Origin of the sequence: Lacihabitans sp. LS3-19 (genome assembly GCF_024343575.1) — a bacterium.
Classification (GTDB): Bacteria; Bacteroidota; Bacteroidia; order Cytophagales; family Spirosomataceae; genus Leadbetterella.
On sequence record NZ_RJUA01000127.1, the window covers coordinates 347,307 to 373,790 of the forward strand.

Genomic DNA, 26,484 nt, shown 5'->3' on the forward strand with positions numbered 1-26,484 from the left:
TTTAAAATGTATTAATTCTTAGCTCAATTTTATTAATTCCAGAAGAAAGTCTGATATTCCCAAAACGTGTATCTACTTTTTCTTTATTCAAAAAAACCATGTCATTAGGTGAAATATCCAAATACAATTCAGCTGAAACATTGGCTGGAATTTCAATTTCATAAACTTGATTGAGTTTACTTTTTCTAAGATATTTAGCTGATATCGTACCTTTTAACATAGGCACTAAAATTTCGGAATGCTCCAAATTGGCCAGCTGTGGCATGATAGTAATAATACCACCACCAGGAATTTTTGGCTGAATGCCCCACATATTTCGAGCAACAATATTTGCAGGTGCTGCACCCCAGGCATGATTCCAGTCAAGATTAGGTTTGTATTTAATATCCCAAGCTTCCAAAGTCATTGTAGAGCCCACTTTTATCATGTTATACCAACTTCGGTCGTTTTTTGCTGTCATTAAACTTAATGCATAATCAGCTTCTTTGGCATTATACAAAGCCTCCAAAAGGTATTGCGAACCATACACACTGCATGCCATTCCGCGGGACTTTATAAAATCTGCTACAGACTGTCTATTCTTTTCTGGAGTAATATCAAAGGCCAAAGCCATCATATTGGCATGGAGCGAACTATGTGACGTACCTTCGCCATCTGTATAAGCACCCGTTTTTTCGTCAAAAAGCTTTTCATTTATCGCACTTTTAGCTTTAAAAGCCAATAGTTTAAATTTACTTTCATCTTCTGTCTTATTTAAAACACGTGCAAACTCAGCCATTATCTCCATGTTTTTATAATAAAAACAATTTACCACAGTGTTGATAGGCGTAAAAACATAGCCGTCACGTTCGCCCTCGGCAGTGGCTATCTTCCAACCGGTGTCCTTCTGAGCTGGCGGCCAATCTACAATATCTTTCAATTGAATCTTTGGGTCTTTAAAACCAAGCTTCTGCATGAATTCTGGTGTATTGTTGGGTGAAGTAGAACTTATCAAGCCATCTTCCCGAGCTAGATCCATTAATGTTTTATATTTCAATTGCTCATAATATTTGGCGATTAGCTCAGTATTGCCCGTGTACATGTAATCTTGATAAAACATTAGAGCAACATGCAACTGCCACTCTGTAGGCCAAGTGGGATGCTCCATAAAATACTCAATGGTTTTACGAGCTATGCCGTATTCTCTATCAATTGCATAATGACTGAGCTGGTTTAAATAAGCATCTGCTTCATAAGGAATTCGCTCGCGGTCGCCGTCCAAATAAAGACCTGAAAACGAGCTCCCTTTTATGGTGTATTTACACAAATCCCACACTTGGTTTAAAATGGTGTCCGAACTATTGAAGCTACTTTGACTATCTTCAAAATAGCTAAAGTAGGCTTTTTGAATGATGTTTTCTGAAGAAATATTTTGTTTTGCATTTGCTATTTCGCAATATCTAAATGGCAATAAAACTGGAAAAGAATCAGGCAAAATAACCGCCCCAGCCATAGACTTAGTGTTTCTTTCATCAGGCTTTATTTGTAGTTGGTAGGTTTTGGTACCTTTCTGTACCGGCAATTTTACTTCTTGGTATCGAATATGCCCCATTGGCTTTCTATTAATGACATTGTTTTCTAATTGCTCCCCGATTCGTATTATTAAAGTGTCTTTTTTTCGAGAAGAATAGGTCAGTTCAAGGTTGGCAAAAGCCGCTTTTCCAAAATCTACAAAATAGGAATCGTCACTTGTTTTTTTGAAAACTTGGGGGTGATTTTTTTCTATTTGAAAAATGTTGGAAGTAGAAATTGAACCAAAATCGCTATTAAGTCTAAAGCTTTGACTTTCAGAATATTCTCCGGTTCTATTATCGTTGTCCCATATTCTGACTTTCCAAAAATATTGGCTACCTGACTTTAGCTCATTCCCTTTAAAAACAACATTAGAAGACTGATTGCTTCGTACTTGTTGGCTATTCCAAACATCACCAATATTTGCATCGATATTTTCTTTTGATGAGGCTACAAGAATTTGGAATGCTGACTGATTTACGGCTTCTTTCGGAACTATCCAAGCAAATTCAGGGGTTTTATCATTAAGTAATGTATGGGCAGGTTGTCTTATAAACTCCACCATCAAACCAGTAGGCACTCCCGAATAGGGGTCTTTATATTTTTCAGTTAGCAGATTTGTTTTACTCCTTAGCTCTTTCAGTTTTTCAAAGTAATTACTGTTTTTTGCCAAATTTACCTTTTCAAGTGAATCAGACTTTAGATGATATAATTCTTCTTGGGTTTTATTATTGACATATCTAAAATACTTCCAATCCAGGGTTCTGAGTCCTTCACTGGGCGGAATCTGGTCAAACTCCCACAAATGTTCGATTAAGACAGTATCTCTTTTCATCGAACTAGCGTTTCCGCTTACCAAAGGATAAAGACTTTTGCCATGCCAAACATTGGGTGACTTTACGCCAGCCAAATCGGCAATGGTAGCAGCAATGTCAATATTAAGAGCCATTTCTTCAATATCCTGGTGTTTTTTAACTCTGGGATCAAAAATAATTAAAGGTACTCTGATGGAATTGTCATACATTAACCATTTGTCCGCAATCTGCCTTTCGCCCAAAAAATACCCATTATCTCCCATTAGAATAATTACCGTATTTTGATCTTGGCCTTGCTTCTTTAACTCAGCCCTTATTTTAGCAATCTCCAAATCAATACCAGCAATCATTCTGTAATAGCCCTTTACCATTTTTTGGTATTTCTCAGGTTCGTCAAACCTCCAAGTCCATCTTAATCGGCTGAAACCCGCTTTAACGCCTTCGGGTAGGGCATCGAAATACTTATCTTCTCCTAATAGTGGTGGATCAATTGTTGTGTTCTCCAGCAAATGAGCGGTAGACTCATCATAAAAATATTGCTCTTTGGCATTGTCGTGGGCATGGGGTGCTGAAAAACTCAAAGACAAACAAAAGGGTTTTTCCTTTGGAGCATCTTTGATAAAATCTATGGCTTTTTGACCAGTATATCTGGTAAGATGCACAGTATCTTTTCCAATTGTTTTGTAATAATAACCTCTTCTATCTGGAAACTTCACATTTCGGTCATAGTCTTCGTGAATATCAAACTGTTGATTAAGACCATCGTATTTCACACCGAATTTTCCATAAAAACCAGTATAATAGCCTTGATTTTTTAAGAGTTTAGGATAGGCCGTTTGCATATATTCATCCCGAATATTGCCTGTCTGAAAAGTATATTTATGTGTACGCTCCTGCATTGAACTCAGTATACTTGCCCGACTTGCCGCACAAATAGGCGTAGTAACCATTGCCTTGTTGAAGTACGCCCCTTCCCTAGCCAATTTATCCATTTCTGGTGTTATGGCATATTTGTTTCCAGCATAACCTAAAGCACCCGCTCGGTGATCATCAGTTAGAATGAAAATTATATTTGGCCTTTCGTCTTTTGGGTAAACGGAATGCTTTGTTTTAAAAGAAAACCCTAAAACTATACTGCAAAATACAATTAATACTAAAATTCCTTTCTCCACTTTTTTTTTCACTCTACTATAGGTTTACCTTCATAATTCATTTTAATATAGGGCACAGTCTCTGTTTCATCTACTACGTAATTCCACTTTTTAATGTACTCCATACCTGGTCGGAATTCATCTTTCCTTTTGGCCAATTCTATTTTTAACGCTTTTTCTAATTTGGTTTGGACATTTTCATATTCAGACTTTCCAACAAGATTGTTAAGTTGAAAAGGGTCACTTTCATTGTCAAAAAGCAACCAAGGGCCATTTAAGTCTTTTGTGTAAGTGTATTTTCCAGTATAAACACCTCTGTATTCTTTACCACCTTTTCGCCTATCCCACTGTCCAAAAGGCTGATAGCATGCTATCAAAGTTTGTGAAATTTTGTCTTTTTTTGTACCTTTTAATACTCCAGCAAAATCAATTCCTTCAACGGAATTTGGGATTTTTATACCAGAAAGTCCTAAAAGCGTAGGCATGATGTCCGGAGAATTAATTAATGCAGGTATGCTCTTTGGCGTTTTTCCAAATAATTTTGGGTAATGAATTAAAAATGGCACACGTATACTTTCGGCATAAGGCTGTTGTTTATTCCAAGCACCATGAGCCCCTAACAAATCTCCATGATCTGCAGAAAAAACAATTATTGTGTTTTCCTCAATTCCTAAATCTTTCAAAGTCTGCCACATTTTGCCTATGCATTCGTCAATTGCCGTAATATGTGAATAATAGCCCAAAAGGTCTTTTTTTACTTTTTCAACCTTGTCGGAGGGAACGTTTGGATTAACTTCCAAATCCTTGTTTTCATACAATTTACGATATTTTTCAGGTGCTGACTGATAAGGATCATGTGGGCTACCAATAGAAATAAACATCAAAAAAGGATTTTCTTGAGCGGCTTGTTTTTTCAAATATGCACAAACATCCTCAGTTTGGGCAATTACATCATAGCCCTCCCAAGTCAATTTCTTTTTTGAATTTCCAACATAATAGTCAGAATTATTATAATTGTGTGTGCATTCTAATGCTTTCCAATATTGAAACCCTTGTTGGCGAGTGGGAGGAATATAGCTATTCCTTCCGTGCCCATCTATATGCCATTTGCCTACATATCCAGTAGTATAACCCGCGTGCCTATAAATTTTGGCCATTGTTGTAGCATTGGTATCCAACAATACGTCATTCATAAACATGCCATTGGTGAGAGGATATTGCCCTGTCATAAGCGAAGCACGATGAGGTGTACAAACAGGCGTGCCAGAAATCGCATTTTTTAGGTTGATACTTTCAGAAGCCAAACGGTCAAGATTTGGAGTAATCACATTTTTATCCCCAGCATAGCCAGTAGCTTGAGCTCGCCATTGATCTACTAAAACATAAAGGATATTAGGTTTTTTTTGAGCAAATATTAGCTGAGAATATGCTATAAGTATGATATAGAAAAAGCATTTTAACTTATTCATAGTCTTTTTGATTTTAATATATGAAAGTCAACACCTAAGCTTAAAAAGCTTAGGTGTCGAACATTCAAAAAATCATATAATTACACTATTTATTTTGCCTTAAACATGGCATTTTTCTCATTTCCACCTGCCATTAAATAGGCCATCAAATCCTTATATTCTTCTTCATTAAGGCTATTTATTAAACCTTGGAACATGATGGATACATTCGAAAGCTTAGTAGAAGCTACATTCTTTTTCAAAACTTTCTCAAGTGTCTCAGGAGAATATGGATTTTGAGAAACATAATAGGCCAATTTATCTTCGTTTACCAATCTACCAACTATTGAATTACCATTTTTAAGCGTGAACTGGGTCGCAGCATATTGGTCTGAGACAGCTTTATTAGGGTCAACTATTGCCTCAAGCATATCTTTAGCAGAGAAACGAGTTCCTAACTGTGTCAAATCTGGACCAGTTGCTCCACCTTCGCCTCTCATAGTGTGACAGGCTTTACATGTAGTGGCTGCAAACATTGCTTTTCCTTGCTCAAAATCTCTATCCGTAAGGCCTTTTTCGAGTATAGGGAGACCATTTTCTACTCTCCAGTTTCTACCAGGTCCTTTAGGATAAGCCGAAGAAACAAGGTTGTTACCATTGCTTGACAATAATTCTGCACCAGACAATTTATCAAAGTACGATTTTTTATCTTCCGGAACATTCTTTAAAGCTAACTTCCTTGAACGATCAATAAAGCCTACATAACTATTTCCTCCTTTATAGGAAAATGCATTATTGAACCATTTAAAATAGGTCTCTCTTTGTGCAGGTGTCCAACCTTTTTTCGCCATGCTTAATACATTGGCATAATAAGTTTGTTGCATAGGAGGCAAATTGGCTAAAGTATTCGCAATATCCCCTCCATATTGCGTACTTCTAAGTATCAAATCACTCGAGTTGGTTGCTGATTCCAACATGTTGGCATTGCTACCTGGCTCACTCTTAAGCTTCATCAATGTTAAAGTTTTTTGAATAGCTCCTGGTGCATCTAAATACAATAAAACTTTACTCAACATTCTATTTAATTCTGCTGTTTCCCCGGGATAACTAGGATTCAAACTAGCAACAATTTTAGCTTTATTTGCCTCGGTAGGCATGCCCATTCTTAAAAATGCCAACTCATAAGCTCTTAATAAATCAATCTTTTGACTTTCTGAAAGTGATTTATAATTGATTTTCAATAATGCATTTATGATTTCATTTTGCTTATCTCCTTTACCCATTCTTATCAAAGATATCAAAGACTGCGTTGAGGCAATTGGGTCTTTTTCGGCCAAAGCCAAACTTTGCCATTCTTCTACGGGCTGATGCTCCAAAGCTAATCTTGCTGCATATCTGATAAACCTGTCGGTGCTTTTTAAATGTGGCCAAGCGGTTTTCACAGCATCAGGATTTGGTCCACCTGTATGGAATTTCTCCAAATTCCTTCTTAAGGCATTCGCTGCATTAATTGGTTCTACTGGGATTGCATCTGTATTTTCTTTTCCTACATAAGAAACTCTATAAAGGTCAGATTCTAGTCTTCTTCCACCTGTCATAAAATACAATGCTCCGTCTGACCCAATTACACCGTCAGTTAATGGTAAGGGTAAACCAGATAAAAACTCTTCTCGTTCACCAGAATAAGTAGAGCCAGAAGGTTTTAAGTTTATAGCATGTACAATACCAAAACTCCAATCAAAAGCCAAAAGCGTATGTTTGTATTTAGCTGGGAACTTTGCATCTTTTAGATGAATCAAGTTGGTAGGCGAGCCTTGACCAATATTAATAACTGGAGGCAGATTATCAGGATAAGTTGGTGACCATTTACTGTTTCCAGTTCTCCAGCCAAACTCACTGGCCGATGTGGCATGACAGATACGAGTTGGGCGATACCAAGGCAAACCAAAGTCCCATTCCATATCCGCATCGTAAACAAACAAATCACCTTCAGCATTAAAGGCTATATCAAAGGCATTTCTATAACCAGCACTTATCAACTCCCAATGTTTGCCTTCAGGGTCTACATTCGCTATCCATCCGCCGGGTGCCATGCGATCATTTGCATGCCCTCTTGGGTCTTTTATCAATGGGAATAAATTATCTTCTTGCCAGTTTTTAGGCAGACGATATGCATCCATTGGTGGCACATCCGTATGATTTCCAGAAATTACAAAAAGAGACTTTCCATCCGGTGACAATTTTATGCTATGTGGACCATGTTCACCATCGCCGTCCATAGATTTTAGTAGCGTAACTTTGTCAAAATGATCGTCACCATTGGTATCCTGAAGCCTATACAAACCGCTATGGCGTGTAAATGTCTTATTGTTTTTGTTGTTATTGATCATAACATAAAGACTATTGAAAGCATACAATAGCCCATGAGCATAGCCCATGCCCATTGTGTCAGCACCTACATCTGAGCCAATTTTCAATTTTTCAACTTCTGGTTTAACGGAAGTAGAACCAATTGGTGGTATTTTCAATCTGTAAAGTTTACCATATTGATCGGAGGTAATTAATCTGCCTTTATCATCAAAAGCCATAGCAACCCACGAGCCTTTTTCTTCGGCTGAAGGGCTATAAATATGCTCCGCAGCAAAGCCTTCTGAGAGTCTAAGTTTTTTAATTTTAGGGTCATCTTCAATTTTGGCATTTGAATATGGCCTTTTATTAATAGTAAATGAAGCGGCAAAGGCAAAGGCTAGAATAGCCAAAGCAAATTTCATAGTTTTTAGGTTGAATAACATAAAGTTTTTTATTTAAACATTTAAATTATGAATAAAAACAACATGCTTCACAGGAAAGCTAAATATTTTTCTTGTGAAGCATGAAGATTATTTAAATTCAATTAGAAATTAGGAGAAAGAGCTCCTTCATCCGCAGGTAAAGCATATAATTCAGTGATATTACTAAAGGCATTACTTCTTGGCAAAGCTCCTTCTGGATAATAATAATCTAAAGGATTGGCTTTAATTCTAGCTCCATAAGCGGTAATCGTCTCAATGGCCTTTCCAGTTCTTACCAAGTCAAACCAGCGTTTGTTTTCAAAAGCCAGCTCAGAACGGCGATCTTGGTATATTTGATTTCTTAAGTCAGCTTGAGAGCTGGCTGTAGTATTGGCCAAGCCTGCACGACTTCTAACTTGATTCAATGATGCAGCTGCTTCACCTAATTTACTTTGCTCCATTTGAGCTTCTGCTAAGAAAAGCAAAACTTCAGAATAACGATAAACTGGCCAATTGTTACCAGTATTTCCATGCAATGAGTGGGTTTTTGCAAACTTTTTAATGTAAGGATAAACCTTGTTGCTTCTTAAGCTACCACTTAATGTTACATAGCCTACAGAGGCATCTTTCCTTAAATCACCACTCTCATAGGCAGCAATCACATCAGGTGTTGGTGTATTGTTTCCTTCACCTGTTAATGGTTGCGGATTGGAAGTTCCAGAAATAGGCTTTAATTCTTCAGGACTCATTGGTCGTGGCAAGAAATTATAAATCAAACTTCCATTATAACCTGCGGAACCTTCTTGAAACTGAACCTCAAACACCGATTCTTTATTGTTTTTATTGCCAGTAGTAGTAGAAAACGCATCGTTATAATCTGGCATCAATGCATATTCACCACTATTTACCACATCTTTCAATAAAGTTTCTGCCTCAGCCCATTTCTTTTGAACTACATAAACATTTGCCAACAATGTTTTAGCTGCTCCAGATGTAGCTCTACCAGCTTCTTGTTTTGATTTTGGCAAAAGGTTGGATGCTGCAAAAGTAGCATCTTGAATAATTTGTGCATAAACCTCATCCACAGAAGCCAAAGGTAGGGCCGCTTCTTGACGAACCGTAACTGGCTCTAAATGCAAAGGCACTTTTCCAAAATACCTCACCAATTCAAAATATGCAAATGCTCTAAGAAAGGAAGCTTGACCTTTCAAATTATTTTTACTATCTGCAGCAAAATCAACATCATCAATTAATGTTAAAATCTGATTTGCCCTTGCTATTATTTGATAATCAAGCCTATACTGATTCAAAACATGGGTATTTGATGTTACGCCATTGGCAGTGGGTACCGCAAAATCAGCTATATCTTCTTGCTGCTCAGTGGCTCCAAAAAGAATATTCCGAGAATAGTAGGTATTGTCAGAGTGCATTTCCCCCAAAAGCCAAGCTCTATCGTTTACGATATTTCGCAGTGGCACATATGCGGCATTTACTGCCTGTTGGAAGTCTGCTTCTTTTTTAAAGAATGTAGCCGAACTTAAGTTTGTTTCAGGAACTACCGTTAAAAAGCCTTCTTTGCAGCTTATCAGACCAAAAACTACAAAGGCCGCTGTTATTATTAATTTTTTCATTTCTTTTTTCGATTAAGGTTTTAATTAAAAATTCAAGTTGGCTCCTATAGTGAAAGTACGTGGTACCGGATAGTTTGATAAATCCACTCCCGGGCTTAAGTTGCCTCCGTCTCCATTTCCATCCCTTTGTGCACTTGTTTCTGGATTTGGACCTCCCCAATATTTGGTAAATACATACAATTGCTGAATCGAAGTATACACACGGGCCGATTTAAACACCTTACTGATTTTCGGAATTGTGTAACCAACTGTTACATTTTTAATAGTAAAGAAAGATGCATCCGCTACAAATCTGCTATTCATCCAGTCTCTTTCTATACCCGTCACATTTCCACCTCCTACTGTTGTGCCATACATACCTAAACCAGGATTATCTACCGAACGGAATCTGTATTTTACACCTTCCACCATATTAAATACACCGTCGAGGTTGGCAGTACTATACAAGTGACGTACCAAAAGTTGATTTCCTTGCGATCCAGACCCAATTATACTAGCATCCCATTTCCCAAAAGAAAAGCTATTGGTAATTCCATAAGTAAATGTTGGGAAAGGATTTCCCATTATTACCCTGTCGTCCTCATTACCCCCGTTAGTTATTATTCCATCACCATTTTGGTCAGTTAGTTTAATACTTCCTACCGTAGACCTTCCTGGTACTTGCGGTGAGCTATTCAAATCTGCCTCATTAAGATAAACTCCCTGAGCTATATGACCATAAAACTGTCCAAAAGGATAACCCACTTTTGTAATGTGAAAAAGCCCATAAACTCTATCTATACCGTCAGCTAACGCAATTACTTTATTTCTATTAAAAGAAATATTGGCATTTGTGCTCCATTTGAATCTCCCTGTCGTGTTTTTTGTATTCAAAGCAAACTCATGACCCCAAAACTTAATCTCTCCAATGTTGTCATTGAAATTAGAGAATCCTGACTCTTGAGCAATTTGAACACTATATAATAGATTGGTGGTATTTTTTGTATAGTAATCATATACAAAAGTGATTCTGTCATTGTACATACCTAAATCTAGACCTATATCGAATTGTTTGGTAGTCTCCCAGCCCAAATTCGTATTAGCAAGCGAAGAAACAATTGCTCCGGGAGCAACCGTATTCCCGAAAACCGCATTGACCGTATTATTTACCAATGCATATGATGTATAATTACCGATGTTGTTGTTTCCAATTACACCATAACTTGCTCTAAGCTTAGCAAAAGATATTTTTTGTATGTCTTTTAAGAAACTTTCATCAGATATAACCCAGCCTGCTGAAAACGAAGGAAATGTACCCCAGCGATTGTCCGAACCAAAACGCGATGAACCGTCTCTTCTGACAGCCGCAGTGAAAAGATATTTTCCTTTATAGTTATATGTCAATCTCGACAATACAGAGGTAAGGGCCCATTCTTGAACACCCGTATTTGTACCACCTCTATTGATATTGATAGCACCCTGAACAGTTGGTAATCTATCGTCAGAATAAGTATCTGCTTGAATTCTGGTACTTTCTTCAGTAAATTTTTGATTTGAGAAACCAGCCAAAAGTTCAAAGTTATGATCATTGAAACTTCTAGTATAAGTAGCCAAATTTTCATTCAACCAAGCTAAACTTTCCACATTTTGACGAATTGAAACTGCTGTGGTAGGAATTGCCACATTGATAGCTGAAGTGGCAGTTGAAGGATTAAAGAAGAAAAACTTAGACCTAAGCATTTCAACATTAAAGGTAGACTTCAAGGTTAAGCCTTTAATAGGTTGGTATTGAATATAGGCGTTTGAAATCAAATTTGTAGTGGTTGTTTCATTTACCAATTCGTTTGCAGCCCTCACCCAGTTAGGATAGGCAAAAATATTCCCAGTGCTTGCAGGAAATCTATTAAAGAGTGTCAAATCACCATTTGAATCGTAAATTGGCATAACTGGCCAAGTATGCAAAGCATTAAACAAAATACCTGTTCCTCTATCTCCATCAGTTCTTGGTGTATTGTCAAATACGTATTGAGGTGCAACATTAAATCCGATTTTTACCTTATTAGATACATCGTATTCATTATTAATTCTTAATGAATATCTTTTGTATTCATTATTAATAACTACCCCTTGTTGGTTAAAAACTCCCGCAACTACCGAAGTCCTTGATTTTCCTGTATTATTTGAAAGGCTCAAATTATAACTTTGTAATGGAGCTTTTCTTAATAACGCACCATACCAGTCATTGTTTTGATTGGCATACTGCGAAGGGTTCTGAAACTCAGCAGGAACAGGCTGACCTGCATCCGTATAATATTCCTTTTTAAACTGTGCAAATTCCTCAGCAGTAAGCATTTTCACTAATCCTCTATCAGGAACTTGTTGAATACCAGTAAAAACATTGAAACTTACATTTGAGCCAGTCTTTCCTTTTTTAGTAGTAATCAAAACAACGCCATTTGCAGCACGTGAACCATATAATGAAGTTGAAGAGGCATCCTTTAAAACTGTAATTTCTTCAATCTCGTCTGGGTTCATAGAGCCAATATTGCCAGTTATTGGAAATCCATCTATTACATATAAAGGATCGCTACCTGCCGAAACTGACAATTGACCACGTATTCTGATGTTCATTCCTTGTCCAGGTTTACCTGTGGTCTGATTTATTTGTACACCAGCCAATTGACCTTGTAGTTTTTGCCCAATTTGAGACACAGGAAGATCTTTGATTTCCTTAGCACCAACTGTTTGCACGGCACCAGTTACGTTTTTCTTAAGTTGAGAGCCATAACCTACAACCACAACTTCATTTAGCAAGTTGTCATCTACACCCAATGTAACATTAATTTCTTTCTGACCATTATAAGTAACATCTTTGGCTTCATAACCCACAAAACTATAAGTAATAACGGACCCATTGGTAGCCTCTAGAGAGTAATTACCATTTGCATCAGATTGTGTACCTTTTGATGTACCTTTTATGGCCACACTTACACCCGCGAGCCCTTCGCCACTTTGGTCTGAAACCCTGCCTTTTACTTGAGAAAAAGCAAAAGAAGAACAGAATAAAACTAAAGACAGGAATACACCTGCCAAATAATACTTATTCCTTCGAATAGTAAATTTGAAGTTCATAGAATAAAAATTTAAGGTTGAATAAATGAGAAAAGGTTTCTTAGAAAAAAAACAAGATTTCTTGATTTTTTTATAAACTTATCTTTTTACAAAGACAAAAGTGTCATGTACTGTGCTGAAATATTAAAAATAAATTTAAATATTTAAAAAATTAACTTATTGATAATGAACAAATGCCGTTCAATAGAGTTTGAAAAACTATTAAACGGCATTATAAAAAGAAGAAAATTTACTAATCTACATTATATGTAGAGTAATAACTCAAAAAATTTGCGAAAAATGTTTGAATAAACCTCCAATTTATTTTTTTTCATATTGATTTCCAAAAGCACTTCCTGAGATTCAAAGCTGAGAAAACTAAAAATGAAAGCAGAATTTGCGGTAAAATCAATACAGTTAGGACCTTTTGGTCGGTTTGATTACCTTTATTAGAGCAATTATTGGTCTCACGTTCTAATGCTTCGGACTTATCATAAGTGACTTTTCCTTTATGGCTAGGAATAGGGAAATTAAGAACAGAATAAAAAAGGTGAATAAACAACAAGGTAATGGAAATGTATTCCCCGAAAGGCCAAATCTATTTACAAAATTGAACAATTTAATGTTGAATAAATGAGAGGAAAACTAATTTTAAAATCAAGATTAAATGATTTTTTGATAAATCAATTATTCGAAAAAAAATAAATCACGCAGTATTTAATTCTAATTCACTTTTAATGTTTTTAAAAATTTTCTAAAATAAAAAAAGATCGTCCTCAAATAATGAGAATGCTCTAAAAATAAACACTATAATAACCCTGTTATCAAATACCTTCTAGCTCTTTGATTGAATTTAAATAACTATCACCACTTTCTATTTTGTCAACCAAATTTGAAATTTTTAAAGTTTCGAATGTTTTAAAAATACTGTTTCTGCAGCCATCAAACTCATCATGAAGCGGGCAAGGATTAATTGCTGAACATTCCTCTCTACCCAAAAAACATTTTTTGAAAATACCCAAACCGTCTATGGCTTCTATAACATCTATCAATGGTCTAGAAACCGTATGATTATTGGCAAAAAAACCACCATTTGGACCTTTGATAGAACCAACTATTCCCCTTCGCACCAACTCCTGCAATATTTTTCCAAGAAAATGCTGCGGAATCTGCAATTCTTCTGCTATTTCATGTATTCCCGCTTTTCGACCACTATTTTTTTCTAGAGCTAAAAAAACTACCCCTCTAATTGCATACCCGCAAGTTTTCGAAATCATAATTATTGTGCTAAATATTTTTCCTCTAAATTAATCACTTTTGGGAAAAGTATGTTGTTTTCTAAATGAATATGTTGAATTAAATCTTTGTCCAAATCTTTAAGTTTGTCTATCATCACCAAGTGTGAATTGCAAGCACCTTCAGCTGCAGTATAATTATTTGTAATTTCACGCATCCTATGAAGAATTGTTCCAGCTTCGTCGTGCTCGTTAAGCATTACATGTATGGGGTTGTTCACAGTACCAAAAAAAGGAGATTTGGCAGGTGAATTGGTCCGGATATCTTGCAACATTTGTTTAATAAATGGAAACAAAATATTTTCTTCTTTTGGCAAATGTCCTATTAAATCTGCTTCTAGAGCATTGTATAACTCATACAATTCGGGCAAATTTTCAAATCGCTCACCGTGTTTATTAAAGACTTTATCTACAAAAAACCGAATTTCAGGAAGATTCCTATACAAATATTGATGATGTACATTAAAAATATAATCTGCCAAAAAATCAAGGTCAAAACTATCAAAATCCAAATTACTCTCAACATTTCTTTCTGAAGAAACCTCGACTAAAGTTTGCCAAACTTTCTGACTATCAAGACCTTTCGAATCACATACTTCTGTAAAAAGCACATTTCCTCCACAACAATAATCAATACCCATGTCCGAAAATATCCCAGCAGCTTTTGGATTTTTTCTTACTATTTCCCTTACTTTCAAACCTTCAAATTTTTCTAAAATTTCCATTTTTTCAAACCTAATTTATTGATAAAGATATAAAGGTCTTTTTTTCTATTTTATGATATCTATCATTTAAAAAACTGCTTTTAAATCATTAAATATTTAAAGCTTCCAAAATACTTTTGTTAAAAGATAAAAAACTCTTTTATTATTTAAATAAACATTTGCTATATGAAAAAAATTATTTTAATGCTATCAGTCTTACCAATAATAATATGGAGCTGTGGCGGAGCAGAAAAAAGGGCCGAAACACCAAAGACTGATGAATCGGTATTATTAAAACAAGATGAAGTCCATGGACAAGAGGTAAAAGAGTTAGCCCTTAGCACGCCATTAGACCAAACAATGGTAAAAGCAGGCCAAGAAATATATGACGTAAAATGTGCATCCTGCCATAGACTAACAGAAGAAAAATTAGTTGGGCCAGGTTGGAAAAATGTAACCACACGACGTAAACCAGTATGGATTGTGAACATGATTACTAATGTAGACATGATGCTTGCAGATGATGCCGAAGCTCAGAAAATGCTGGAAGAATGCTTGGTAAGAATGCCAAACCAAAATATTACTTCAGATGAGGCAAGAAGTGTTATTGAATATATGCGACATAATGACGGTGAAAAATAATTAAACAATAAACAAATGAAAAACAAGATTTTTACAAGTTTAACCTTATTGGGAACTTCAATGTTCCTTCTGAATAGTTGCAAACCCGCTGGACAAGGCTCTGGTGGTGGAAGCACACTGGCAGGTGATGCTGCTCAAAAAGTATATGTTGCCCCCGGTACACATGATGAATTTTATGATTTTGTATCTGGTGGATTTAATGGACAAATGTCTGTTGTAGGTTTACCCTCTGGTCGAGTTTTAAGAATTATTCCTGTGTTTACACAACATGCCGAAAGCGGTTGGGGATACAGTGAAGAAACAAAGCCTATGCTGAATACCTCTCATGGATTTGTGCCTTGGGATGACGCTCACCACACAACTTTATCGGTTACAAATGGTGAACATGATGGCAGATGGGCGTTTATTAATGGTAACAATACTCCTAGGATAGCCCGTATTAGTTTAAAGTCATTCAGAACAGAAGAAATTATCGAACTGCCTAACTCTGGAGGCAACCACTCCTCACCATTTGTTACTTTCAACTCTGAATATGCTGTGGCAGGCACTCGTTTTTCCGTACCGCCTGATAATTTCGGAGACGTGCCTATAAATACCTTTAAACAAAACTTTAAAGGGTACATAAGTTTTGTAAGTATAGACAAAACTACTGGGAACTTAGCTCTTAAGTTTCAACTGACCACCCCAGCCATAAGTTATGATTTGGCACGTGGCGGTAAAGGCCCATCTAAAGATTGGATATTTTTCTCGTCTTACAATACCGAACAAGCCAATACGCTTTTAGAAGTAAATGCATCACAAAAAGATAAGGATTTTATTTTAGCTGTAAACTGGAAAAAAGCAGAAGAATATCTTGCAAAAGGCAAAGGGAAGAAAGTTCCTGCTAAATATGCTCATAATGTATATAGTGATGTTACACACTCAGCAACTTCAACTATAATGACTGACGTAATGACCTTGGACCCAAAAGATTGTCCTGACATGTTGTATTTTATTCCTTGTCCAAAATCACCACATGGATGCGATGTAGACCCAACAGGTCAATACATAATTGGTTCGGGTAAATTAGCTGCAGTGATACCGGTTTTTTCATTTGCAAAACTTCAAAAAGCAATTGCTGACAAAAAGTTTGACGGAAGCTTCGAGGGAATTCCTGTGATGGATTACAATGCCGTGCTTCATGGAGAGGTGCAAAAACCTGGATTAGGACCACTTCATACTGAGTTTGATGGAAAAGGCAACGCATATACTTCGATGTTTGTATCTTCAGAAATTGTAAAATGGAACATAGAAAAACTAACCGTATTAGACAGAGTTCCAACTTATTATTCAGTAGGTCACTTGAGCATTCCTGGAGGCCCAACTACCAAACCCTGGGGAAAATACGTAATAGCCTATAATAAAATCACAAAAGACAGATACTTGCCTACAGGCCCAGAGTTGACGCAATCTGCCCAACTCTACGATATAACAGGTGAAAAAATGAAACTACTCTTAGACTTTCCAACAATTGGTGAGCCCCATTATGCTGAGGCCATTCCGGCAAGCATGATAAAAGACAAAACCATAAAACTATACAAAATAGAAGAGAACAAACACCCTTATGTAGCAAAAGGAGAAAAAGAAACAAAGGTAACTCGCAACGGAAAGGATGTCCATGTGTATATGACATCTTCTAGGTCGCATTTTGCCCCTGATAATATTGAAGGTGTAAAACTAGGAGATGACGTTTATTTCCATGTTACTAACCTCGAGCAAGACTGGGATGTACCGCATGGATTTGCAGTAAGGGGAGCAAATAACGCCGAAATATTGGTAATGCCCGGCGAAACTCAAACACTAAAATGGAAGGCAGATAGAATAGGAATTACTCCGTTTTATTGCACGGACTTCTGCTCTGCTTTGCACCAAGAAATGCAGGGTTATATAAGAGTATCTGCACCAAACAGCAACGTGCCTTTGACATGGCACACCGGAAAAACAGCCATGAAAGAAGCTGATGATAAATCTCAAAAATAAATTCAAATAAACAGAGGCGAATTCAATTCGCCTCTATTTTATTCATTTCGAAAATTAAAAATTGATGAAACCTTTAAAAAATGTTTCCAGAATACTAATTGCAGCCGGTTCGTTATTACTTATCGCTACGTTTTTTTTGCCGATTTGGAAGATAGACCTCTGGGCTCCTCAATACCCTGAAGGCCTTTCGATGCAAATTTGGCTGTATAAACTGACCGGGCAAGTAGAAATAATAAACGGTTTGAATCATTATATTGGAATGGCTCATATCAAAGAAGAGATGTTTCCTGAGTTTAAAATTTTGCCCTATTTTGTAGCTGGAATAATAATACTTGGCTTAATCACGGCTTTCCTAAAAAACAGAAAAATTCTGATTGGATATCTGTTAGTTTTAGTTTTGGCTGGATGTGCTGCATTATACGACTACTGGAAATGGGGATACGAATACGGCCATAATCTTTCAGACGAAGCTGCCATAAAAGTGCCGGGAATGACCTACCAACCCCCGCTAATTGGCTACAAAGAGTTGCTCAATTTTGGTGCATATTCAGTACCAGATATAGGAGGATGGATGTTTGTGGTCTTGGGAGCCATATTAATTGGGGTTTTATTTTTTGAAACAAAAACCAACAAATGATATGAGATACCTTCTTTTTATTGTTTTTATATGGTTTGCAAGCTCTTGCAACATAGAACCTCAGCCTATAAAATACACAAGCGATCCTTGTCAATTTTGCAAAATGACAATCATGAAACCTGGCTTTGCATGTGAGTTGGTAAATTCTAAAGGTAAAAATTTCAAATTTGATGATATTTCCTGCCTCATAAAATACATGAAAATTGAAGGCACAAGTCAATCAGATTATGAATTCATAGTAGTAAACCAGTTTCAAAAGGAAGAGTTTATAGATGCTAAAGAAGGACTATACCTACAATCTGAAAATTTCAAAAGCCCTATGAGAGGAGACATCGCTGCCTTTAAAAACTCACCCATCCAAATAGATATTTCTGACTACGAGGTTGATTTGAAAAAGGTCTTAACATGGGAGGAAATATTTGATCTATTTTAATTTCAAAAAAATGCATTTTCAAAAAACATATCATTTGTATTTTAAATCAGTATTGCTGAAAGTTTTATTACTTATATGCTTGGTTGTTTCTAATATTTTTGCAAAAAAAATTAATGTAAAAAACAAAAGTGAGCTTTTAAAAGCTATTCAAGAATGTTCAGATGGCGATATAATAATGGTTTCGAAAGGAAGGTATGAGATTAACAATCTTACTATAAACAAATCAATACAATTGCTGGGCATCGGACTCCCGATTTTTGACGGTAAAAATAAAGGAGAGATATTGGCAATAAAAGCTTCAAACGTAATCATAAAAGATTTAAGATTTGAGCATGTTGGTGTAACCAGTTCTATTGATTGGGCCGCTATAAAAGTTATTGAAGCTTCAAATGTCCAAATAATTGAAAATCAAATATTCGATAGTTTTTTCGGGATATATTTATCTGCTTCACAAAATTGCCTAATCAAAAACAACCAAATAAAAGGATCTCCACAAAACGAACAAAATACCGGCAATGGTTTTCATGCCTGGAAATGCGACAAAATACGAGTAGAAAACAATACCGTAGAAGGCCACAGAGATGGGTTTTACTTTGAATTTGTAACAAACTCTGAAGTTACCAACAACTTGAGCTTTCACAATATACGCTATGGCTTGCATTTTATGTTTTCGCACAAAAACAATTATTCATACAATACTTTTGACAACAACGGTGCTGGAGTGGCAGTAATGTATACAAAAATGGTGACGATGAAACATAATGTTTTTAAAAACAACTGGGGAAGTTCCTCTTATGGTATATTATTAAAAGACATTACAGATAGCGAAATGGAAAACAATGTGTTTGAAAACAATACTATGGGAATATTAATGGAAGGCTGTAATAGGTTTGTAATTAAGCAAAATGATTTCACAAAAAACGGAGTTGCAATAAGGATGCAAGCCAATTGTGAGTCAAACGAACTAACAGAAAACAACTTCAAAAACAATACTTTCGACATGGCAACAAACGGCACTGTAGTGTCTAATACACTAAACAATAACTATTGGGATAAATACGACGGCTATGACCTAAACAAAGACGGCATCGGAGATTATGCTTACAGACCGATTAGTTTATTTTCTACTTTAATAGAGCGAATGCCCCAAACAATGATGCTTTTGAGAAGTTTTACAGCAACACTTTTAGATAAAATAGAAAAAGTGCTGCCAAGCTTCACACCAGAAAACCTCAAGGACATCAATCCAAAAATGAACCCTTTTCTAAATTTTGAAAGAGCATAAAACCATGATAAGATTTGAAAATATTTACAAAAAATTCGGGAAACTTGAAGTTCTAAATGATATAAGCATAAGGTTTGACATCGGGCAATCGATTGCGATAGTAGGCCCAAATGGTTCTGGTAAAACGACCCTTATTAAAATCTTACTTGGGATGGTTTTACCAGATAAAGGCAAGCTTTTTTTCGAAGATAAAAATATATTTCAAACTCATGCATACAGAGGCAACATTGGCTATATGCCACAAATCAGCCGCTATCCACCCAATTTAAAAATAAGGCAATTGATAGAAATGATGACCGAAATTAGAAAATCCGAAGGCTGGAATGGAGACATTGATGAGGATTTGTATGAGGCATTTGAACTAGATAAAATAAAAAACAAACCAATGGGAACTCTCAGTGGCGGAACTAGTCAAAAAGTAGGTGCGGCCTTGGCTTTTAGATTTAACCCTAAAGTCCTAATTCTAGACGAGCCTACAGCAGGATTAGATCCGATAGCGGCAGAGATATTAAAGGATAAAATACAAAAAGAAAGAGCAAAAGGTAAACTTGTTATTATTACCTCTCATATAGTGTCAGACCTAGAGGAACTCACCGATTATATGCTTTATATGCAAGAAACCAGGGTTCATTTCTTCAAAAAAATAGATGATTTAAAAGATCAATACGGTGGCGAAAAATTAGGTAAAATCATAGCCTTCTTAATGAAAAAAAAAGCTTATAACACATTAGAAACAATTTTAAGTAAGGTAAAACAATGAGAAAAGTGCTTAAATACGTATTATATGATATTCTAAGAAATAAATTTCTTTTAGGATATACGATATTGTTATTGATTTTGAGTGGAGCTTTTTTTGGTTTTGAAGTTGACCCTGGAAAAGGAATAATCAGTATTTTAAACATCAACTTGATAGTGATTCCGTTGGTAAGTATTGTTTTCTCCACCACTCACTTTTACAATTCTTATGAATATCTTGAATTGCTCTCAGCACAACCACTGTCTAGAAAAACCATTTTCTTTAGTCAATACCTAGGCGTCAGCATTACGCTTATTTTGGCATTTTTGGTTGGAGTTGGCTTACCAGTAATAATTTACAACGGAGACTCATCTGGAATAAGGGTCATTTTAACAGGAATATTGTTAACATTGGTCTATGTATCCTTGGCTTTTTTGGCGGCAGTATTTACCCGAGACAAAGCAAAAGGTATAGGATTATCATTGGTAATATGGTTTTACTTTTCATTGGTATATGATAGCCTTGTTTTAGCACTTTTTCTCAATCTAAGCGACTATCCAATGGAAAAAATAACCGTGCTTTTTTCGCTACTAAATCCAAGCGACCTTGCCAGAATATTGGTATTAATTAAACTTGACGTCTCTGCACTCATGGGAATAACCGGAGCGGTTTTTCAAGATTTTTTTGGATCTACCAATGGACTTTTAATATCTTTTTTAGCTCTAATTTCCTGGTTTTTAGTGCCTTTAATTGCATCTTTTCGAATATTTAACAAAAAAGATTTATAAAAAAATAATTTTAAATTTAAACCAAATACAAAAATGAAGGAAATAGTGATTTCTCTCTTATTCGCAAGCGTCTTATGTGCTTGTCAATCATCTCAAGAAACTACCGAAACCACTGATGCCGTTGCAGTAAGTGCGGGTCAAGAAGCAGTGGTAGACGATGTCTCACAGAAAGATGTGGTGAAAGTGGCGGTTGGTTCGGCTGACCATACTACATTGGTAGCGGCGGTAAAAGCCGCAGATCTTGTTACATCTTTATCCAATGCTGGCCCCTTTACGGTCTTTGCACCAACCAATGCAGCTTTTGACAAACTACCAAAAGGAACAGTTGAAGATCTATTAAAAACCGAAAATAAAAGCAAATTGGAAACTATTCTTCAACATCATGTGATGACCTCGGCATTAGCAGCAGACTTCTTCCAAGATGGACAAACAATGGGAATGGTTGACGGAACAAATGTGACTTTTACAGTGAAAGATGATGGAACCTATATTGATGGAAATAAAATACTTGGTTCTGTAAAAGCATCCAATGGTTGGGTTCATGTTATAGATACAGTTTTGTTGCCTAAATAAAAATCAAAAAGCCAAAGGGATATTAATAATTTCTTTGGCTTTTCAAAATTTTTAAAAAAATACAATTTTATGATATTTATCAATACAATTTTTAAATTCTCAAATTACATTTGCACTGAAGATGGAATTAGTTAAAAAAATAACAGGAGCGATACTTTTTGTCACCATAGCATTTAAGATGTTTATGGCTCCGATTATTTTTGCGAACTACGAACTCCGTAAAGACTTTATAATCAAGAACTATTGCGTTAACAAAAACCGACCAGAGCTTCATTGTGATGGTAAATGTTATCTTGCAAAACAGCTAAAAAAGGCAGAACAAGAAGACCAAAAACAAGCAACTGGAAATTTCATTTCAAAACTACTTTCGTTTGAAAGTGAAATCAAAACCAATCTTTTTGCCAATTATTTTGCTAAAAAAGCTTTTACAGAAAAAGAAAATTCTAATTTTCAATATAAAGAATCATTCTCTTTGATTCAAGCTTTTTCGTTTTTTCATCCTCCGCAGGTATAAATACTTCTCCTTTTATTATTTTCTTCCGAAATCAATTTTATGGTGATTCGTCATTTTATTTGGTTTTGGCCTTGGAATGCGTATTTCCAGGAAAATCGTAATTAATATTAATATCTTTTAAAAAAATGAAAAAATTATCTATCGCCCTAGTAATGGGTATTTCTATATTCTTTGCAGCATGTGAAAAATCAGACAGCATCGGTCCAAATGACAAAAACGACTTGAGCATGTATTTCGAAAACATGGTAGGTACCGAACCTATTACTTTAGGTACTAAAACCTATACAAGCGGTGCAGGCGAAGACTTTACCATAACTACCTTGAACTATTTCATCAGCAATATTTCTATCAAAAAAAGAGACGGAACTGAGTTGAAATTTGCTGATCAATATTTTTTAGTAAAAGAAACAGATGAAAACAGCAAAACCATCACGCTTAAAGACGTACCTGCTGGAGATTATTCTTCTATATCTTTTATGGTTGGTGTGGACAGTGCTAAATCTGTATCGGATGTATCACAAAGAACTGGTGTTTTGGATCCTGCATCGTATGGTACTGACAATATGTATTGGTCTTGGAACTCAGGCTATATTTTCTTCAAAATGGAAGGTACATCCACAAAATCTACAGGAGCCGGAAATGGATACAAACTACATATTGGAGGATTTGGTGGCATGTCTGCAAAAACAGCGAATAACCTTAGAACAATCACTTTGCCGTTTGGAACTGATGCTGCTCAAGTAAGAAAAAACATTGCTCCTGAGATTCATCTTGGAATTGATGTTCTTAAAGTATTTGGTTCAAACGTGAAAATTGCCGACAAAAACGAAATAATGAACCCCACTTTGGGTATTCCTGTGGCTGATAATTACAAAAACATGTTTGATGTGGAACACATCCACAACGACGCAATGTAATTTAGCATGAAAAAGAGAATCGGAATTGTACTTGGTTTGACATTAGGACTGTGGTCGTGTTCGGAAAAAATTGAAACCGAACCAGAAGCTGTAGAAAAGCCATTGTTTGAAATACCAAGTACTTTTCCAACTCCTACTTACAATATGGCCTCTAATCCGATAACGGAGGATGGGTTTGTACTTGGTAAGAAAATTTTCTTTGATGGAAAACTTTCGCGGGATGGAACAATCTCCTGTGCAGAATGCCACAACCAAGTGTATGCATTTACGCATCATGGCCACGCCATAAGCCACGGACTTGACGGTCTGGTCGGAATCAGAAATGCCCCTACATTGGTAAATCTTGCTTGGCAAAATACATTTTTCTGGGATGGAGGAGTTTTTGACTTGGACTTATTTTCATTAGCTCCTATCGAAAATCATGTAGAAATGGATGAGAAAATTGGCAATGTTTTAGACAAACTTAGAAATGACAAAGATTATCCGGGTTTATTCAAAAAGGCATTTGGCACAGAAGATATTACTACAGAAAGATTTCTAAAATCCTTGTCTCAGTTTATGCTGACTTTGATTTCAGCCAATTCAAGATACGATAAATACATTGCCGGCAAGGAGCCATTTACTTCAGAAGAAACAGAAGGTTTAAGACTTTTCAAAGAGAAAGGATGTGTTACTTGTCATCCTGAGCCATTGTTTACCGACCATAGCTTTAAGTCAAATGGCTTGCCTACTGACTTTTACAGAAATTTTATTGACTACGGTAGGTTCAGGATAACAGAATTGGATGTGGACAAAAACAAATTTAAGGTTCCAAGTCTAAGAAATATCGAATACACTTTCCCTTACATGCACGATGGCCGTTTCAATGGCCTTGATGAAGTTCTTGACCATTATTCTGACGGAATGGCGGATTTAGAAAATCTCGACCCAATATTCAAGAAAACCACAAAAATAGGTGTGGCACTTACTGCCAAGGAAAAGTCTCAAATCATTGCTTTCTTAAAAACCCTTACCGATGAGGGTTTTCTAAAAGATAAGCGGTTTGCGGCTCCTTGATTTAATTTTAAAAAAAAATGAAAAAAATAATTTTAGCAATCAGCATTTTGATAAGTATTCAAGCAATAGCTTTACAACAAGAACCAACAAAAAAAAAAACTGAAACTTTGGCCAAAAATGGCACAGATCCAGTTTGCAAAATGCCAGTAAAAAAAGGCACTAAATTAGTTTCCACCCACAAAGAAAAACAATATGGTTTTTGTAATAAAATGTGCAAGGACCAATTTGACAAACAACCAGAAAAATTCATAAAATAGATTTTGAGAAAAAATAAACTCCTCAGATTAACCTACAGCCTACATAAATGGACAGGCTTGATAACAGGATTCTTTTTGCTGATATATGGCCTTAGTGGCTCATTATTGGTTTATAAAGATGCCTTGGAGGAGTATTTTTACCAAAAACCAATTGAGGTAGAGGCAGGCTCTAAGCCGCTTCCACTAGATAGCCTTTATCATATAATTACTCAAAAATACCCCGCAATTGATGGATTGGCCTGGGTAAATCCCGATGCGGTCAAAAAACTACCCTATCATTTCAGACTATACCTCAACGATGCCCGTTTGATTTCTTATGATTTAGGAGCATTGACTATCAATCAGTTTACGGGCGAAATTCTGAGCCATGGCAGAGGAGATGACCTTGAAGTCGGTTGGATTGAATGGATTTATCAATTACACTTTTCATTACATCTTGGCATACCTGGGGCGGCTCTTACGGCCATTTTTGGACTTACGATGTTAATTTCTATCATTACGGGATTCTTGGTTTACCGAAAATACATCGTAAAAGTACTTTCTTTCAAAATCAAGCTCAAAGGTAAAAACTGGAGAATCATGTCTTCAGAATGGCACAGAATTATTGGTGTATGGTCATTAGTTTTCAATGCTATCATTTTCTTTACTGGTTTTTGGATGAACCTTTTCGCTTTCGAAAAAGAATCTTGGGAAAGAGAAACTATTCCTACGACTACCAACACATTGGCAAAAGCATCTTTTGATAAAATGCTGAAAGAAACATACCAAATAAACCCAAATTTTGAACCTCAATATATATATTTCCCAACCCAAGAAAACAAAAAGTTTAATCTAAGAGGCAAACTAAAAGGTCAGAATGAAATGTTTGCAGGAGGAAATGCTATAAGATTTGATGCACAAACTGGGAAATTGGTAAGCATTAGTACTTTTGAAACATTGAGATTCTCCGAAAAACTCGAAGCTTTTGTTTTCCCACTACACGTAGGCAATTTCGGTGGACATTTTTTAAAAATATTTTATATCATCATCGGTCTTACACCTGGTTTTTTGGCAATTACTGGCTTTTTACTTTGGTGGAGACGAAAATCAAAAAGAAAATGAAAAATCTTTTTTTCATACTAATTCTATTGAATTCCATAAACGCCTCCGCATGCGACATTTGTGGTTGTGGGAATGGATCCTCTTTTTTTGGTATTTTGCCACAATCTCATTATAAATTTGGAGGGATTAGATTTCAAAACAAAACCTTCGAATCACATGCAAGTTTGCCTTTGCTAAAAACCGAAGAAAACTTTCAGTCCATAGAGCCATGGCTTCGCTTGTATCCATTTCCAAAAACGCAATTGATGATTTTAGCACCTTTCCAATACGGCACCCAAACGGTAGTCTCAACCAATAAACAGACTAAAATAAATGGAATGGGAGATGTTTCTGCAATTATGCATTATAATATCAAAAATACTTTTTTTGATTCTACTGCTCACAAATTAGACCAAATTTGGTTAATTGGAGGCGGTATAAAATTGCCTACTGGAAAGTTTGACTACACATCAGATAAATCAACTGTAGATAACCCAAATTTTCAGGCAGGAACTGGTAGTTTAGATTTTATAATAAATAGTATTTATACCATTCGAAAAAACAATTGGGGTTTCAATACGGACCTCACTTATAAAATCAACACCACCAACAAAAACCAATATAAATATGCCAATAAATCAAGGCTAATATTGAACGTTTTTAACCAAATTGCCGCCAAAGATTTTACGTTTTTACCCAATGCCGGAGTATTGTCAGAATATGCAAAATACGATTCAGAAAAAGGCATAAAGAACAATTTAACAGGTGGTTACATGGTAAATCTAATGGTAGGAAGTGAGATTTATTACAAAAAAATTACAGCAGGATTTTCGTTTCAAAAACCAATGAAGCAAAACCTCTCTGGTGGCGAGCTAAAACTTACAAATAGCTTTATGGGGCATGTGACATTATTGTTTTGAAAATATAGTTTTTTGCTTTTCTATAACAAAGCATCCTTATTCTACGATAACTTTATTTTTCAAATAACGTCAAAGCCTACTTTTACCAAACAAAATTCATTTTTTACAAGAGAAAATTTCACTAATTCTATTTTTTTAAAATTAAATTTCAAAAAAAGAAAATCATTTTTT

21 protein-coding genes are annotated in these 26,484 nt (G+C 35.7%); 14 read left to right on the plus strand and 7 right to left on the minus strand.

Annotated features, from left to right (window positions below):
- Window position 1: 1 nt before the first annotated feature.
- The 7 genes from EGI22_RS22075 to ric form a co-directional block, all read right to left on the minus strand.
- A complete protein-coding gene (locus EGI22_RS22075; protein WP_255070721.1) occupies window positions 2-3,550 on the minus strand; it encodes a sulfatase-like hydrolase/transferase in 3,549 nt (1,182 codons plus the stop codon).
- Entirely contained in the window at window positions 3,547-4,986 is a 1,440-nt protein-coding gene (locus tag EGI22_RS22080) for a sulfatase (RefSeq protein ID WP_255070722.1), read from the minus strand. The genes EGI22_RS22075 and EGI22_RS22080 overlap by 4 nt, the downstream gene beginning before the upstream one ends.
- An 89-nt stretch (window positions 4,987-5,075) precedes the next feature.
- A complete protein-coding gene (locus EGI22_RS22085) occupies window positions 5,076-7,736 on the minus strand; it encodes a c-type cytochrome (RefSeq protein ID WP_255070723.1) in 2,661 nt (886 codons plus the stop codon).
- Window positions 7,737-7,858: 122 nt separating this feature from the next.
- On the minus strand, window positions 7,859-9,367 hold the full coding sequence (locus EGI22_RS22090) for a RagB/SusD family nutrient uptake outer membrane protein (RefSeq protein ID WP_255070725.1): 1,509 nt from the start codon (window positions 9,365-9,367) through the stop codon (window positions 7,859-7,861).
- A gap of 24 nt (window positions 9,368-9,391) precedes the next feature.
- The gene (locus tag EGI22_RS22095; protein ID WP_255070727.1) at window positions 9,392-12,478 is read right to left on the minus strand and encodes a TonB-dependent receptor; all 3,087 of its coding nucleotides are present in this window, start codon (window positions 12,476-12,478) and stop codon (window positions 9,392-9,394) included.
- Between the two features lie 803 nt (window positions 12,479-13,281).
- Complete coding sequence (locus EGI22_RS22100) at window positions 13,282-13,734, minus strand: Rrf2 family transcriptional regulator (RefSeq protein WP_255070728.1); 453 nt, start codon at window positions 13,732-13,734, stop codon at window positions 13,282-13,284.
- A 2-nt stretch (window positions 13,735-13,736) separates the two neighbouring features.
- Window positions 13,737-14,477 (minus strand): iron-sulfur cluster repair di-iron protein, encoded by a 741-nt coding sequence (ric, locus tag EGI22_RS22105; RefSeq protein ID WP_255070730.1) that lies wholly within the window; start codon window positions 14,475-14,477, stop codon window positions 13,737-13,739.
- Window positions 14,478-14,660: 183 nt separating this feature from the next.
- Between ric and EGI22_RS22110 the strand changes: the two genes are divergently transcribed.
- From EGI22_RS22110 to EGI22_RS22175, 14 genes are all read left to right on the plus strand, one after another.
- Window positions 14,661-15,098 carry a cytochrome c gene (locus EGI22_RS22110; RefSeq protein ID WP_255070731.1) on the plus strand — a complete coding sequence of 146 codons (438 nt, stop codon included), beginning with the start codon at window positions 14,661-14,663 and terminating at the stop codon, window positions 15,096-15,098.
- Window positions 15,099-15,158: 60 nt separating this feature from the next.
- Complete coding sequence (nosZ, locus tag EGI22_RS22115; RefSeq protein ID WP_255070872.1) at window positions 15,159-17,117, plus strand: Sec-dependent nitrous-oxide reductase; 1,959 nt, start codon at window positions 15,159-15,161, stop codon at window positions 17,115-17,117.
- Between the two features lie 64 nt (window positions 17,118-17,181).
- Entirely contained in the window at window positions 17,182-17,754 is a 573-nt protein-coding gene (locus tag EGI22_RS22120; RefSeq protein WP_255070732.1) for a hypothetical protein, read from the plus strand.
- 112 nt (window positions 17,755-17,866) lie between these two features.
- Complete coding sequence (locus EGI22_RS22125; RefSeq protein ID WP_255070733.1) at window positions 17,867-18,187, plus strand: hypothetical protein; 321 nt, start codon at window positions 17,867-17,869, stop codon at window positions 18,185-18,187.
- Window positions 18,188-18,197: 10 nt separating this feature from the next.
- Entirely contained in the window at window positions 18,198-19,472 is a 1,275-nt protein-coding gene (gene nosD, locus EGI22_RS22130; protein WP_255070735.1) for a nitrous oxide reductase family maturation protein NosD, read from the plus strand.
- 4 nt (window positions 19,473-19,476) lie between these two features.
- Window positions 19,477-20,232: an ABC transporter ATP-binding protein gene (locus EGI22_RS22135; protein ID WP_255070736.1), complete on the plus strand. Its 756-nt coding sequence runs from the start codon at window positions 19,477-19,479 to the stop codon at window positions 20,230-20,232.
- The gene (locus EGI22_RS22140) at window positions 20,229-20,996 is read left to right on the plus strand and encodes an ABC transporter permease (RefSeq protein ID WP_255070739.1); all 768 of its coding nucleotides are present in this window, start codon (window positions 20,229-20,231) and stop codon (window positions 20,994-20,996) included. Before EGI22_RS22135 ends, EGI22_RS22140 begins: the two co-directional genes overlap by 4 nt.
- A gap of 33 nt (window positions 20,997-21,029) precedes the next feature.
- Complete coding sequence (locus EGI22_RS22145; protein ID WP_255070740.1) at window positions 21,030-21,569, plus strand: fasciclin domain-containing protein; 540 nt, start codon at window positions 21,030-21,032, stop codon at window positions 21,567-21,569.
- Window positions 21,570-21,690: 121 nt separating this feature from the next.
- Window positions 21,691-22,083: a hypothetical protein gene (locus EGI22_RS22150; protein WP_255070741.1), complete on the plus strand. Its 393-nt coding sequence runs from the start codon at window positions 21,691-21,693 to the stop codon at window positions 22,081-22,083.
- Between the two features lie 125 nt (window positions 22,084-22,208).
- Entirely contained in the window at window positions 22,209-23,000 is a 792-nt protein-coding gene (locus EGI22_RS22155) for an MbnP family protein (RefSeq protein WP_255070742.1), read from the plus strand.
- A gap of 6 nt (window positions 23,001-23,006) precedes the next feature.
- Window positions 23,007-24,056: a cytochrome-c peroxidase gene (locus EGI22_RS22160; protein WP_255070744.1), complete on the plus strand. Its 1,050-nt coding sequence runs from the start codon at window positions 23,007-23,009 to the stop codon at window positions 24,054-24,056.
- Window positions 24,057-24,073: 17 nt separating this feature from the next.
- Window positions 24,074-24,313, plus strand: a complete 240-nt coding sequence (locus EGI22_RS22165; RefSeq protein ID WP_255070746.1) for a YHS domain-containing protein — start codon at window positions 24,074-24,076, stop codon at window positions 24,311-24,313.
- A gap of 3 nt (window positions 24,314-24,316) precedes the next feature.
- Window positions 24,317-25,414 (plus strand): PepSY domain-containing protein, encoded by a 1,098-nt coding sequence (locus EGI22_RS22170; protein WP_255070747.1) that lies wholly within the window; start codon window positions 24,317-24,319, stop codon window positions 25,412-25,414.
- Window positions 25,411-26,313, plus strand: coding sequence for a hypothetical protein (locus EGI22_RS22175; protein ID WP_255070748.1), 903 nt, complete (start codon window positions 25,411-25,413; stop codon window positions 26,311-26,313). The genes EGI22_RS22170 and EGI22_RS22175 overlap by 4 nt, the downstream gene beginning before the upstream one ends.
- The last annotated feature ends 171 nt before the right edge of the window (window positions 26,314-26,484 follow it).